14 protein-coding genes are annotated in these 12,571 nt (G+C 63.2%); 3 read left to right on the top strand and 11 right to left on the bottom strand.

Annotation, left to right across the window (positions count from 1 at the left end; all coding sequences use genetic code 11):
• Window positions 1-18 precede the first annotated feature (18 nt).
• Window positions 19-342, top strand: coding sequence for a putative signal transducing protein (locus J3489_RS15760; protein ID WP_206999515.1), 324 nt, complete (start codon window positions 19-21; stop codon window positions 340-342).
• 57 nt (window positions 343-399) lie between these two features.
• Here J3489_RS15760 and J3489_RS15755 read toward each other — a convergent pair whose 3' ends face one another.
• The 6 genes from J3489_RS15755 to rpsP form a co-directional block, all read right to left on the bottom strand.
• Window positions 400-1,338, bottom strand: coding sequence for a CobD/CbiB family protein (locus tag J3489_RS15755; RefSeq protein ID WP_206999513.1), 939 nt, complete (start codon window positions 1,336-1,338; stop codon window positions 400-402).
• A 117-nt stretch (window positions 1,339-1,455) separates the two neighbouring features.
• Complete coding sequence (locus J3489_RS15750) at window positions 1,456-2,142, bottom strand: CoA pyrophosphatase (protein ID WP_206999795.1); 687 nt, start codon at window positions 2,140-2,142, stop codon at window positions 1,456-1,458.
• Window positions 2,143-2,241: 99 nt separating this feature from the next.
• Window positions 2,242-2,622, bottom strand: coding sequence for a 50S ribosomal protein L19 (rplS, locus tag J3489_RS15745; protein ID WP_206999510.1), 381 nt, complete (start codon window positions 2,620-2,622; stop codon window positions 2,242-2,244).
• A gap of 155 nt (window positions 2,623-2,777) precedes the next feature.
• Window positions 2,778-3,569 carry a tRNA (guanosine(37)-N1)-methyltransferase TrmD gene (trmD, locus tag J3489_RS15740; RefSeq protein ID WP_206999508.1) on the bottom strand — a complete coding sequence of 264 codons (792 nt, stop codon included), beginning with the start codon at window positions 3,567-3,569 and terminating at the stop codon, window positions 2,778-2,780.
• Between the two features lie 2 nt (window positions 3,570-3,571).
• Window positions 3,572-4,279 (bottom strand): ribosome maturation factor RimM, encoded by a 708-nt coding sequence (gene rimM, locus J3489_RS15735; RefSeq protein ID WP_206999506.1) that lies wholly within the window; start codon window positions 4,277-4,279, stop codon window positions 3,572-3,574.
• Window positions 4,280-4,423: 144 nt separating this feature from the next.
• Window positions 4,424-4,678 carry a 30S ribosomal protein S16 gene (gene rpsP / locus J3489_RS15730; protein WP_206999504.1) on the bottom strand — a complete coding sequence of 85 codons (255 nt, stop codon included), beginning with the start codon at window positions 4,676-4,678 and terminating at the stop codon, window positions 4,424-4,426.
• A 412-nt stretch (window positions 4,679-5,090) separates the two neighbouring features.
• Here rpsP and J3489_RS15725 point away from each other — a divergent pair, with 412 nt between their 5' ends.
• A complete protein-coding gene (locus tag J3489_RS15725; protein WP_206999502.1) occupies window positions 5,091-5,561 on the top strand; it encodes an NINE protein in 471 nt (156 codons plus the stop codon).
• Window positions 5,562-5,594: 33 nt separating this feature from the next.
• On the opposite strand, the gene J3489_RS15720 is transcribed toward J3489_RS15725, so the two are convergent.
• Window positions 5,595-6,725: a PA0069 family radical SAM protein gene (locus tag J3489_RS15720; protein ID WP_206999500.1), complete on the bottom strand. Its 1,131-nt coding sequence runs from the start codon at window positions 6,723-6,725 to the stop codon at window positions 5,595-5,597.
• A gap of 115 nt (window positions 6,726-6,840) precedes the next feature.
• Window positions 6,841-7,329 (bottom strand): Lrp/AsnC ligand binding domain-containing protein, encoded by a 489-nt coding sequence (locus tag J3489_RS15715; protein WP_206999499.1) that lies wholly within the window; start codon window positions 7,327-7,329, stop codon window positions 6,841-6,843.
• 144 nt (window positions 7,330-7,473) lie between these two features.
• Between J3489_RS15715 and J3489_RS15710 the strand changes: the two genes are divergently transcribed.
• Window positions 7,474-8,760, top strand: a complete 1,287-nt coding sequence (locus J3489_RS15710; protein ID WP_206999498.1) for a D-amino acid dehydrogenase — start codon at window positions 7,474-7,476, stop codon at window positions 8,758-8,760.
• A 126-nt stretch (window positions 8,761-8,886) separates the two neighbouring features.
• On the opposite strand, the gene J3489_RS15705 is transcribed toward J3489_RS15710, so the two are convergent.
• From J3489_RS15705 to J3489_RS15695, 3 genes are all read right to left on the bottom strand, one after another.
• Complete coding sequence (locus J3489_RS15705) at window positions 8,887-10,677, bottom strand: acyl-CoA dehydrogenase (protein ID WP_206999497.1); 1,791 nt, start codon at window positions 10,675-10,677, stop codon at window positions 8,887-8,889.
• 100 nt (window positions 10,678-10,777) lie between these two features.
• The gene (locus tag J3489_RS15700; RefSeq protein WP_206999496.1) at window positions 10,778-11,713 is read right to left on the bottom strand and encodes an electron transfer flavoprotein subunit alpha/FixB family protein; all 936 of its coding nucleotides are present in this window, start codon (window positions 11,711-11,713) and stop codon (window positions 10,778-10,780) included.
• Window positions 11,714-11,735: 22 nt separating this feature from the next.
• Complete coding sequence (locus tag J3489_RS15695) at window positions 11,736-12,485, bottom strand: electron transfer flavoprotein subunit beta/FixA family protein (protein ID WP_206999495.1); 750 nt, start codon at window positions 12,483-12,485, stop codon at window positions 11,736-11,738.
• Window positions 12,486-12,571 lie beyond the last annotated feature (86 nt).

The following is a 12,571-nucleotide window of genomic DNA, read 5'->3' as shown; positions in this document are numbered from 1 at the left end:
ACAAGACCAAAACCAACCATGCTTCGATTGATGCACGCCCCCAATCCGATCATCGGCCAGCACTGGGTCAACGTGCTGGCGGCCGCTGGGATCTCGTGCGAACTGCACAATCGCTATTTGAACGGCGCCATGGGCGAGATCCCGCCGGATCAATGCGCGCCTGAATTGTGGCTCGTCGACGAACGCGACGAGGCACTGGCAAGGAGGTTGATCGATGCGGCGTCGAATGGTCCGCCGACGGGCGCCGCCAACTGGCGATGCCATTCGTGCGGAGAGACGCTCGAGGCGCAATTCACGCAATGCTGGCAGTGTGGAGCGACGCGCGATCCGCGCCACGAGTGAGCGGCGATGTGCCGCGCCGTCGTGTCCGGCACATCGTTCCGGAGCCTGCACGGCGGCTTACGACACCCAGACGGCGATCGTCAGCATCAGCAACAGAATCATCCACAGGATCACCGCGCGCCATACGAGGCCGACGGCCGATTGCAGCGTGCGCGGCGTGCAGTCGTCGCCGACCGACATCGGCCCCCCGTCGCCGACTGCCAGCGCATCGAGGCTCGACGGCTCCGCAAGCGGCCCGGCGAGCCGCGCGCCCAGCGCCCCGCTGCCGGCAGCGAGCAGTACGCCGTCGTTGACGTCCGGCCACTGGCGCGAATGATTGCGCCACGCGTAAATCGCATCTTCGAAATTGCCGACGATCGCAAAGCCGAGTGACGTCAGCCGCGCCGGCAGCCAATCGATCACGAAGAACGCACGCTGTGCAAAGTTCGAAAACGCCGCGGTACGTCCGTCGGCTGGCGCCGACCAGGAGCGCGCGAGGTATTCGGCAATCCGGTACAGCACGGCACCGGCCGGCCCGATCGGCACCAGAAACCAGAAGAACACGCCGAACACGTGCCGGTGCGACGCGACGACCGCGTGAATCAGCGTGTGCCGAACGATTTCGCCGACCGGCATATCGACGGTATCGATGCCGGTCCATTCATTGAGAATTTCGCGCGCGCGCGGCACATCGTCGTTATTTAATGCGAGGTGGATATCGGTGAAGTAATGACTGAATTGGCGAAATCCGAGCGTGAAATAAACGATCACGACATTCCAGAGAAACGCCAGTACGAAATTGATCCGATAAAGGACGTAATAGATGAGCGCAACGGCAAGCGTCCACGGCAGCACGACGACGAGCCACGCAAGGATCCCATGCTTTTTCTTGCCTGCGTCAAAGCCATGCGCCGCCGATTCCGCATGATATTGAAGCAGCGCAAACACCGGATTGTTCGGCGACAGCGCGCGCAGCTGTTCGATTATTAGAGCCAGCAATACGGAGAAAAAAGTCATGCGAAGCGCCGTGCCATTTCGGGTTTTTGCAGTTGTCGTGTAACGATATCACAGGGTCAGAGCATTGGAACGCCCGCTGCCGCACGGCCCCGGCGAGCACGACCGGCGCAAATGGCTTCAAGCTGCGAGGAACCGATAGAAATTGCGCAACATGCCGGCAGTTGCTCCCCAGATGAAATAATCGCCGCCTACTTCACCGCGCGGATAAGGCATTGCAAAAAAACGACGTTCGCCGCCGTCCCAGCGCACCACCCGCACTTGGTGATGAGCGGGGTTCATCAGGAACGCGAGCGGCACTTCGAAGATATCGGCAACTTCGAACGTATCGGCACGCACGGTAAAAGGCGTGTGCACGAGCCCGACGACAGGTGTCACGCTAAACCCGGTGCCCGTCAGGTAGTCGGGCAGCGCACCCAGCACTTCGACACGCTCCGGCGCAAGCCCCACTTCTTCCTGCGCTTCGCGCAACGCGGTCGCCGCCGCGCTCGGGTCGGCCGGCTCGCGCCGCCCGCCGGGAAAGCTCACCTGCCCGGCGTGATCGTTCAGATGATCGGCGCGCTGCGTGAGCAGCACGGTCAGCCCCGATTCGCGCAGGACGAGCGGCACGAGCACCGCCGCTGCTCGCGGGTCGCCGTCTTCCGGCTGCCAGCGCACTTCCCTCGGCTCCGGCTCCCAGTCGAGAGGTGCATGAAAGCGCGCACGCAGCCAGTCCGCGGTCAGGCGTTCGGGTGCAAGAGGCGGCAAATCGCCACCGGTGGATTCAATGGACTGGGCTTCGGGGTCGAAAATGGGGCGCGGGCGGATCAACGGCAGTCTCGTGACGATCGTGTGGGATAGCCGCTATTGTGACCCACCAACAAAAAAAGCACCCGGGAGGGGTGCTTTTTCTTACAGCTGTTACGCTCAGGACGCTTCGCGGTCTTTCGACACCAGCTTTTCCTTGATCCGAGCCGACTTGCCCGAACGCTCACGCAGGTAGTACAGCTTCGCGCGACGCACGTCGCCGCGGCGCTTCACGACGATGCTTGCCAACAGCGGCGAGTACGTCTGGAACGTACGCTCGACGCCTTCGCCCGACGAAATCTTGCGGACGATGAACGACGAGTTGAGGCCGCGGTTGCGCTTCGCGATCACGACGCCTTCGTAAGCCTGAACGCGCTTGCGGGTACCTTCAACCACGTTCACGTTCACGATCACCGTATCGCCGGGGGCGAATGCGGGGATGGACTTGCCTGCGAGCACGCGCTCGATTTCTTCCTGCTCGAGTTTTTCAATCAGATTCATCACTGACTCCTAATGCCATCTTGTCGGCGTTTGTACCTGCCTTGCGCCAAGTCCAGCCAGCGTTCGGCACGGCCCCGATAGAGGATGGGTTCACATCTGGCGCGGCACACGCATGTGCTGCACCGCCTATGTCTTGCGAACGAATGCCGAAGGGGTCAAGCCTTCGACGCCTCTTTCGCCAGACTTGCGAGCCATGCCTCATCGGCACGGCTCAACATCTTGTTGCGCCTCGCACGCTCGATCAAATCGGGCCGCTTGCCCAGCGTATTCCTGAGCGCCTCGCGCCGGCGCCACTGCTCGATCTCCGCATGATGGCCGCCGAGCAGCACATCCGGCACGCGCATGCCCTCGTATTCCTCGGGCCGCGTGTAATGCGGACAGTCGAGCAAGCCGTCGACGAAGCTGTCCTGCACCGCCGATTGCGCATCGTTGAGCACACCTGGCAACTGCCTGACGACGGCATCCATCAGCGCCATCGCGGGCAGCTCGCCGCCCGACAGCACGAAGTCGCCAAGGCTGACTTCCTCATCGACACAACGATCGAGCAACCGCTGATCGATCGCCTCATAGCGTCCGCACAGCAACACCAGACCGGGCTCTTGCGCAAAACGCATCACGCGATCGTGATCGAGCGTCGCGCCTTGCGGCGACATCATCACCACACACGTACCGGCAATGCCCTGCTCCGCCTGCGCCGCTTTCGCCGCGCCGATCGCCGCTTCGAGCGGCTTGGCCAGCATCACCATGCCTGGGCCGCCGCCGTATGGGCGATCGTCGACGGTACGGTAGTTGTCGGTCGTGAAATCGCGCGGATTCCACGTGCGCAACCCGAAACGCCCCTGCTTCGCCGCGCGGCTCGTGATGCCCCAGTCGGTCAGCGCGCGAAACATGTCGGGAAAGAGCGTGACGACATCGAACTGCACCGCTCTCTCCGTTGGTTCAATCATGTTCAGTAATCGGCTTCCCAGTCGACGACGATCTGCCTCGCCGCCCGATCCACCGTTTTGACGTACACGCCGACGAACGGAATCAGGCGTTCGCCCTTTACCGCGCGGCCATCTTTAGCCGTCGCCGGATACTCGATGCGCAATACCGAATGCGCACCGTTGTCGATCATGTCGACCACTTGGCCAAGCGCCACGCCCGCCTCGTTGACGACATCCAGGCCGAGCAAATCGACCCAGTAATACTCATCGGCACCGAGTGACGGAAAATCGCTGCGCCGTACGTGCACGCGGCAACCACGCAACGCGAGTGCGGCATCGCGATCCGCCGAATCGCCCAGATGGGCGACGATGCTGTCGCTGTGCGGCTTCGACTGCAGCACCGCGGCAGACTTGCGCTCGCGGCCCTTCATCAGCCACCAGCGCTTCGCGCTCAAGAGCGCGTCGCCGCCGTGCCCGGCGTCCGCATGCGCGGCCACCTTGACCCAGCCCTTCAGACCATACGCGTCGACGATTGCGCCGACTTCGACGGCGTCGTCAGGCCACGTTTCTGCCGATTCGACGTGAGTCAGCGCCGCTTCGGATTCCGCGCCGGGCGCAATGCTTGCGGCTGCCGCGCTGGCAGCCGGCTTGCGGACGAACGCACCAAATGAGGCTCGCGCGCGAGCCGCACCTTTCGCGCGGCTTGAACCGCCAGATTCACGATCGGACATCAGTCAACCTCGCCGCCGGCACAACGCCGACGCCCCGTTCAAACGAAAGCAGCGCATCTGGCATGCCGAGCGATTGACTCAGACGCATGGCAGATGCGCGCATCAACGGGCCGAACAACGTAGGCCTTGTGGCCTTAACCGCCATTAAGCAGCCGGTTGCGCCTTTTGCGCTTGCTTCACGAGACGCTCCACGGTCGGCGACAGTTGCGCGCCAACGCCTTGCCAGTACGTGAGGCGGTCTTGAGCGATACGCAGCGACTCACCCGTCGTAGCGACCGGGTTGTAGAAGCCGACGCGCTCGATGAAGCGGCCGTCACGACGGTTACGCGAATCGGTTGCGACGATGTTGTAGAACGGGCGCTTCTTTGAGCCGCCACGAGCCAAGCGGATGATGACCATACTAAAATCCTTGAAAACCGGGGTTCGGAACCACTGAAACAGGCGATTATAGCGGGAAACCGAAGCCATAACAAACACTTACCTGGAAAACCGGAAACACGGGTGGCGCAATACCGACATTCGCCCTGATAGGGGGCAGGGAAAGCGCCTGCAAATCGCGCCGAAAGGCATATAAAAGCTCGCTTTCCTCGCATCAAACTGCGCGGTTTGTCCGCGATCGAGCCGGACGCACGCCGCCCCCCTTCACCGAGGCCATGAAAGCCCGCGATAATGAGGCACCTCTCCCGAAGCAGCGGCTCGCCGCATGCTCTCGGACGCTGGCTCGGCGTAGAATGCGCGGTCGGCAACGGCGCACCTGCTTGTCGCCGACGCTCGCCGTTCGTTTCGCCGACCGCCTCTTTGCAAGACGTCTATGTCCGCCAACGTTTCATCCGCGTCGCCCCGCTTCCGCTCGAAGACCCTCACCGCCGCGCTCGCCTTCTTTTTCGGCAGCCTCGGCGCGCACCGCTTCTATCTGTACGGCTTTCGCGACGTGTTCGGCTGGGCGCACCTGGTTGGCACCCTCATCGGCATTCCCGGCGTCGTGCTGCTCGCCGCTACTCAGCGCGCCGCCTCGATCGGCTGGTGGCTCGCGGTTCCCGGCGCGGTTTCGCTCTTTGCGGCGTTCCTCGCGGCGATCGTCTACGGTTTGCGGCCCGACCAGAAATGGGACGCGCAATTCAATGCGCAGGCCGGCAAGCGCAGCCGATCGGGTTGGGCGGTCGTTTTCGTCGTCATCTTTTCGCTCTTTTTCGGCGCCTTCCTGCTGATGAGCGGACTCGCGCTGACGTTCCAAACCTATTTCGAATCGCAAGTCGAAGCGGCGAAATCGCTTGCGCAATAACCGCGAGCTAGTGCGGCCAAATGCGTCGGCCCATCAGAAGAGGCTTAACTGGGGACTGTCCGGCGGCGGCTCGGGCGGCCGCTTTGCAGATAATTGCGCTTGAAACTGCGAGATATCAAGAATTCCGCGCTTCCGGTCATTGAGGCCCAGGCGGCGAACGGCGTTGTGAAAGCGCTGCTTCAGCAGCTCGGCCCACAGGCCTTCGCCCTTCATACGCTGCGCAAACGACGAGTCATAGTCCTTGCCGCCCCGCATGTCGCGCACTCGCGCCATCACGCGCTCGGCCCGGTCGGGGAAATGCGCGGCAAGCCAATCCTTGAAGAGCGGCGCCACCTCCCACGGCAACCGCAAGATGATGTAGCTCGCGCTCGTCGCGCCCGCCTCGGCGCATGCCTCGAGCACGCGCTCCATGTCCGGCTCGGTGACGAACGGGATGACTGGCGCGATGCTCACCCCGACGGGAATGCCCGCCTCGCTCAAGGTGCGGATCGTGCGCAGCCGGCGCGACGGCGTGGCGGCGCGCGGCTCGAGCGTGCGTGCGATATCGGCGTCGAGCGTCGTGACGGTCACCGCCACCATCACTTGGGAACGCACCGCGATCGGCGCGAGCAGATCGATATCGCGCTCGATCAGCGACGATTTCGTGATGGCCGCAAACGGATGACGGTGCTCGTGCAGCACCTCGATCACGCGCCGCGTGATGCGCAATTCGCGCTCTGCGGGCTGATACGCATCAGTGTTGACGCCAAGCGCGATCGGCTCCGGCACATAGGTCTTCTTCGACAACTCGCGCTCGAGCAACTCCGCGGCATTCACTTTCGCGTAAATGCGGCTCTCGAAATCCAGCCCCGGCGACAGGCCGAGGTAGCTATGCGTCGGCCGAGCAAAACAGTAGATGCAGCCGTGTTCACAACCGCGATACGGATTCAGGGAGACGCTGAAAGGAATATCGGGCGAGGCGTTGCGCGTCAGGATGCTTTTCGCGCGCTCCTCGAATACCTGCGTGCGCAGCGCCGGCGCCTCGCACTCCTCGTCCTCTGGCCTCACCCAGCCGTCGTCCACCTTCTCGCGCTGATCGACTTCATAGCGGCCCTGCAAATTGGTGACAGCTCCTCGCCCTTTGCGAGGCACGGGCAAGGCAATAGGAAACTCGGAATCGTCCATGGCTCGAACAGGGCAGCGGCGTCGTACACTGTATAAATATACAGTATCGATTCGCATACTGCCAAGCGGCTCTCCGGGTTTGCGAGGCCGGGCTAATCGGCCCGTTGCCGTCCCGCTATTCGCCCACGGGGATCGTCAGCGACTCCTTGATTTCCTCCATCACGACGTAGCTCTTCGACTGCACCGCGCCCGGCAGCTGCAGCAGGATGTCGCCGAGCAGCTTCCGGTAATCGGCCATTTCGCCAATGCGCGCCTTGATCAGATAGTCGAAATCGCCCGACACAAGGTGGCATTCGAGGACCTCGGGAATCTTCTGCACTTCGCGGCGAAACTGGTCGAACATGTTGCCGCTCTTGTGATCGAGCGTGATCTCGACGAACACGAGAAGGGCCGCGCCGAGCTCCGCCGGATTGACCCGCGCGTAGTAGCCCGTGATCACGCCGTCGCGCTCCATGCGCTTCACCCGCTCGATACACGGCGTCACCGTCAGCCCGACCTGCTCCGCCAGGTCCTTCATGGCCATCCGGCCATCCGCCTGAAGCAATTTCAGGATCTTGTGATCCAGCTTATCGAGTGCGCGGACCGGCTGGCGTTGCGTTCTCATGTTCTTTTACCAGAAACGTAAAAAATACGATAACAAAAACTACATATTGCTAAATATTATAGCGGATAACACTAGACCTATCGGGCACATCAAGGTTATTGACCGCATTGGCCCGAACCGCAAAAAAACCTACTGGGAGTAGCTATGCGAGTCGTCGTTTTAGGCAGCGGGGTCGTCGGGACGACGACTGCTTATTATCTTGCACGTGCGGGACACGAAGTCACCGTGATCGACCGCGAGGCCGGCCCGGCGCTCGAAACCAGCTTTGCCAACGCCGGCCAGATCTCGCCGGGCTACGCCGCGCCGTGGGCGGCGCCGGGCGTGCCGCTCAAGGCCGTCAAATGGATGTTCCAGAAGCACGCGCCGCTCGCCATCCGGCTCGACGGCACACAATTTCAATTGCGCTGGATGTGGCAGATGCTGCAAAACTGCACGGCCGAGCGCTACGCCGTCAACAAGGGCCGCATGGTCCGGCTCGCCGAGTACAGCCGCGACTGCCTGCAAGCGCTGCGCGCCGACACCGGCATCGAGTACGAAGGGCGCACTGGCGGCACGCTCCAGCTTTTCCGCACGCAGCAGCAACTCGACGGCGCCGCGAAAGACATAGCGGTGCTCAAGGAAGCGAACGTGCCGTTCGAATTGCTGAGCCCGAGCGAGTTGGCCGAAGCCGAACCGGCCCTCGCGGCAACGTCGCACAAGCTGACCGGCGGCCTGCGCCTGCCCGGCGACGAAACCGGCGACTGCCAACTCTTCACGACACGCCTTGCAGCGCTCGCTGAGCAACTGGGCGTCAAGTTCCGCTTCAACACGCCGATCGACGCGCTGGCAATGTCCGGCGACCGCATCAGCGGCGTGCAGTGCGGCACGGAAATGATCCGCGCGGACACCTATGTCGTCGCGCTCGGATCGTACTCGACGCAGTTCCTGTCGAGCGTCGTGAAGATCCCGGTTTACCCGCTCAAGGGCTATTCGATCACCGCGCCCATCGTCAATGCCGCGAAAGCACCGGTATCGACGGTGCTCGACGAAACGTACAAGATCGCGATCACGCGCTTTGACGACCGGATTCGCGTCGGCGGCATGGCGGAGATCGTCGGCTTCGACAAGACGCTGCGCCAGGCGCGCCGCGAGACGCTCGAAATGTGCGTGAACGACCTGTTCCCGGGCGGCGGCGATACGTCGAAGGCCACGTCGTGGACCGGCCTGCGCCCGATGACGCCGGACGGCACGCCGATCGTCGGCCGCACGCCCGTGTCGAACCTGTTCACGAACACCGGTCATGGCACGCTCGGCTGGACGATGTCCTGCGGCTCCGGCCAACTGCTCGCCGACTTGATCTCGGGCAAGCAGCCGGCGATTCAATCGGGCGATCTGTCGGTGCATCGCTATCTCGGCGACACCGGCGGCACGGGTCGGCCGGCTTACGCTTAACAAGATCTCGGCCGGGGATATGCCGCCGCAAGGCCGCTGACTCGACAGCACAAAGGCAAAGGGCGTCTGATCCACGATCAGGCGCCCTTTGCTATTGCTCCTAAGAAAGCAACTGCGCTGCCGCCGTCAGAACTGGTCTTCTGACAACGCGAGCACACCCTCCCCGCCCTTCGCGCTAACGATCGACGCTTCGAGCGCCGCCGCCTGCGGCAACACATGCTCGGCATAGAAACGCGCAGTCGCGATCTTCGCGCCGTAGAACGACGGATCGCCGGCCTCGTTGGCGGCAGCCGCCAGGAGCGCGCGCGCCATTTGCCAGCCGCACAGCACGACGCCGGCGAGCTTCAGATACGGCACGCTGCCGGCAAACACCGCGTTCGGATCGCGCTTCGCGTTGGACAGCACGTAGTCGACGACCGCGGCAAACGCGCGATGCCCGTTCGCGAGCTGTTCGCGCATCGAAGCGAACGCGGCGCCTTCGCGGGCCGCGAGCGCGTCGACGGTCAGCGCGACGTCCGCGAGCAGCTGCTTCGCAACCGCGCCGCCGTCGCGCAGCGTTTTGCGGCCGATCAGGTCGTTGGCCTGAATCGCGGTCGTACCTTCGTAAATCGGCAGAATGCGCGCGTCGCGATAGAACTGCGCCGCGCCCGTCTCTTCGATGAAGCCCATCCCGCCGTGCACCTGCACGCCGAGACTCGCGACGTCGATCGACATCTCCGTGCTCCAGCCCTTCACGACCGGCACCAGATATTCGTAGATCGCTTGATGCTCCGCCCGCACCGCTTCGTCAGCGTGACGATGCGCGATATCGCAATGCGCGGCCGCCACGTACGCAAGCGCGCGAGCGCCTTCAGTCAGCGCGCGCATCGACGCCAACATGCGGCGCACGTCGGGATGATGGATGATCGTCACCGATTGCTTAGCCGTGCCGTCGACCGGGCGGCTCTGCACGCGCTCCTTCGCGTAGGCGACGGCCTTCTGATAAGCGCGATCCGCGACGCCAATACCCTGAATGCCGACCGCGAAACGCGCCGCATTCATCATGATGAACATGTATTCGAGGCCGCGATTTTCCTCGCCGACGAGATAGCCGATCGCGCCGCCGCGGTCGCCGAACTGCAGGACCGCGGTCGGGCTCGCCTTGATGCCGAGCTTGTGCTCGATCGACACGCAGTGCACGTCGTTGCGCGCGCCGAGCGAATCGTCGTCGTTGATCATGAACTTCGAGACGATGAAGAGCGAAATGCCCTTCACGCCTTCGGGCGCATCCGGCAGGCGGGCAAGAACGAGGTGGACGATGTTGTCCGTCATATCGTGCTCGCCCCACGTGATGAAGATCTTCGTGCCGAAGATGCGGTACGTGCCGTCGCCTTGCGGTTCGGCGCGCGTGCGCACCAAAGCGAGATCGGAACCGGCCTGCGGCTCGGTCAGGTTCATCGTGCCGGTCCACTCGCCGGAAATCAGCTTTGGCACGAAGCGTTGCTTCTGTTCTTCGCTGCCGGCCGTCAACAGCGCTTCGATCGCGCCGTCGGTCAAAAGCGGACAGACCGCAAACGACAGATTCGCCGCGTTGAGCATCTCGACACACGGCGTCCCGATGAGCTTCGGCAAGCCCTGCCCCTCATAGTCCGCCGGATGCTGCACGCCCTGCCAGCCGCCTTCGGCGAACTGCCGGAACGCGTCCTTGAAGCCGGGCGACGCCGTCACCACTCCGTCGCGCCAACTGCTCGGGTTGCGGTCGCCTTCGACATTCAGCGGCGCAAGCACCTCGCCGCACAGCTTTGCGGCTTCGTCCAGCACGGCCTGAGCCGTCTCCAACGTGGCGTCCTCGAAACCCGGCAACGCTGCAACGTCATCGAGGCCCGCCAGTTCCTTCATCACGAACAGCATGTCCTTGATGGGCGCGGTGTAGCTCATTGTGTCCTCCAGTGGATATGAAAAAGGGGCGCGTACTGCGCCCCTTCGCTTGCTTAGTCTTATTGTTGCCGGACGCCGCAGGACGCGGCCTTGACTTCGGTCAGCCGAGTTCGCTGACGAGTTCCGGCACGACCGTGAAAAGATCGCCGACGAGACCGTAGTCAGCCACGCTGAAGATCGGCGCTTCCGGGTCCTTGTTGATCGCGACGATCACCTTCGAGTCCTTCATGCCGGCCAAGTGCTGGATCGCCCCCGAAATGCCGACTGCGACGTACAGCTGCGGCGCGACGATCTTGCCCGTCTGCCCCACTTGGTAGTCGTTCGGCACATAGCCCGCATCGACCGCCGCGCGCGAGGCGCCGAGCGCCGCGTTCAGCTTGTCCGCCAACGGCTCGAGCACCTTCGTGTAGTTCTCGCCGCTGCCCAAGCCCCGGCCGCCCGACACGATGATCGTCGCGCTCGTCAATTCCGGGCGATCCAACTTCGTCACTTCGCGGTTCACGAACTGCGAAATGCCGGCGTCGGCTGCGGCTTCGATCTTCTCGACCGCGGCGCTGCCGCCTTCCGCTGCCACCGCATCAAATCCGGTCGCGCGCACCGTGATCACCTTGATCGGATCGATCGACTGCACCGTCGCGATCGCGTTGCCCGCGTAGATCGGGCGCTCGAACGTATCGGGCGAATCGACCGCGGTGATTTCGCTGATCTGCGCCACGTCGAGCTTCGCCGCGATGCGCGGCGCGATGTTCTTGCCGTAGGGTGTGGCCGGCGCGAGGATGTGCGAGTAATCCTTCGCGATGTTCAGCACCGTCGCTTCGACGTTTTCCGCCAGGCCTTCGGCCAGTTGCGGCGCGTCGGCGAGCAGCACCTTGCTCACACCGCCGATCTTCGCGGCTTGTTCTGCCGCGGCTTGCGCGTTGTGGCCCGCCACCAGCAGGTGAATGTCGCCGCCAATCTTCTGTGCAGCGGCGACCGTGTTCAGCGTGGCGCCCTTGATCGACGCGTTGTCGTGTTCGGCAATTACCAGAATCGTCATCTCTTTCGTCTCCGCGTCCGTCTTACAGTACCTTGGCTTCGGTCTTCAGCTTCTCGACCAGCGTCTTCACGTCCGGCACCATCACGCCAGCGCTGCGCTTCGGAGGCTCGGTGACCTTCAGCGTCTTCAGGCGCGGCGCGACGTTCACGCCAAGGTCTTCAGGCTTCAACGTTTCGAGCGGTTTCTTCTTCGCCTTCATGATGTTCGGCAGCGTCACGTAGCGCGGCTCGTTCAGGCGCAGATCGGTGGTGACCACCGCGGGGAGCTTGAGCGACAGCGTTTCAGCGCCGCCGTCCACTTCGCGCGTCACCGTCGCACGGCCGTCGGCGATCACGACCTTCGAGGCGAACGTCGCTTGCGGCAGGCTCGCGAGCGCCGCCAGCATCTGGCCCGTTTGGTTCGAGTCGTCGTCGATCGCTTGCTTGCCGAGGATCACCAGCTGCGGCTGTTCTTTATCGACCACTGCCTTGAGCAGCTTGGCCACAGCCAACGGCTGCAGGTCTTCGTTCGAGTCGATCAGGATCGCGCGGTCCGCGCCGATCGCGAGCGCCGTGCGCAGCGTCTCCTGGCATTGCGCCACACCGGCCGACACCGCGATCACTTCCGTCGCCACGCCGGCTTCCTTCAGGCGAACCGCCTCTTCCACCGCGATTTCGTCGAACGGGTTCATCGACATCTTCACATTCGCGATGTCCACACCCGTGTTGTCCGACTTCACGCGGACTTTCACGTTGTAGTCGACTACGCGCTTGACTGGCACCAAGATTTTCATGCACACGCTCCAAAGTTACGAATACGTCAACCCAGCGGCCATTATAGCGATAGCTAACGCGCCAGCCGCACCAGGGTTGCATGTAT

Source organism: Trinickia mobilis, assembly GCF_017315705.1.
Lineage (GTDB): Bacteria > Pseudomonadota > Gammaproteobacteria > Burkholderiales > Burkholderiaceae > Trinickia_A > Trinickia_A mobilis.
This window is presented reverse-complemented; position numbering and strand designations above follow the sequence as displayed.

Coding starts and splice junctions, on each gene's coding strand:
- rpsP (WP_206999504.1), bottom strand. CDS start 4,678: ATGGTCATCATCCGCTTGGCTCGTGGCGGCTCAAAGAAGCGCCCGTTC.
- J3489_RS15695 (WP_206999495.1), bottom strand. CDS start 12,485: ATGAAAATCTTGGTGCCAGTCAAGCGCGTAGTCGACTACAACGTGAAA.
- J3489_RS15700 (WP_206999496.1), bottom strand. CDS start 11,713: ATGACGATTCTGGTAATTGCCGAACACGACAACGCGTCGATCAAGGGC.
- J3489_RS15755 (WP_206999513.1), bottom strand. CDS start 1,338: ATGACTTTTTTCTCCGTATTGCTGGCTCTAATAATCGAACAGCTGCGC.
- J3489_RS15760 (WP_206999515.1), top strand. CDS start 19: ATGCTTCGATTGATGCACGCCCCCAATCCGATCATCGGCCAGCACTGG.
- J3489_RS15725 (WP_206999502.1), top strand. CDS start 5,091: ATGTCCGCCAACGTTTCATCCGCGTCGCCCCGCTTCCGCTCGAAGACC.
- J3489_RS15720 (WP_206999500.1), bottom strand. CDS start 6,725: ATGGACGATTCCGAGTTTCCTATTGCCTTGCCCGTGCCTCGCAAAGGG.
- J3489_RS15710 (WP_206999498.1), top strand. CDS start 7,474: ATGCGAGTCGTCGTTTTAGGCAGCGGGGTCGTCGGGACGACGACTGCT.
- rimM (WP_206999506.1), bottom strand. CDS start 4,279: ATGTCCGATCGTGAATCTGGCGGTTCAAGCCGCGCGAAAGGTGCGGCT.
- trmD (WP_206999508.1), bottom strand. CDS start 3,569: ATGATTGAACCAACGGAGAGAGCGGTGCAGTTCGATGTCGTCACGCTC.
- J3489_RS15715 (WP_206999499.1), bottom strand. CDS start 7,329: ATGAGAACGCAACGCCAGCCGGTCCGCGCACTCGATAAGCTGGATCAC.
- J3489_RS15705 (WP_206999497.1), bottom strand. CDS start 10,677: ATGAGCTACACCGCGCCCATCAAGGACATGCTGTTCGTGATGAAGGAA.
- rplS (WP_206999510.1), bottom strand. CDS start 2,622: ATGAATCTGATTGAAAAACTCGAGCAGGAAGAAATCGAGCGCGTGCTC.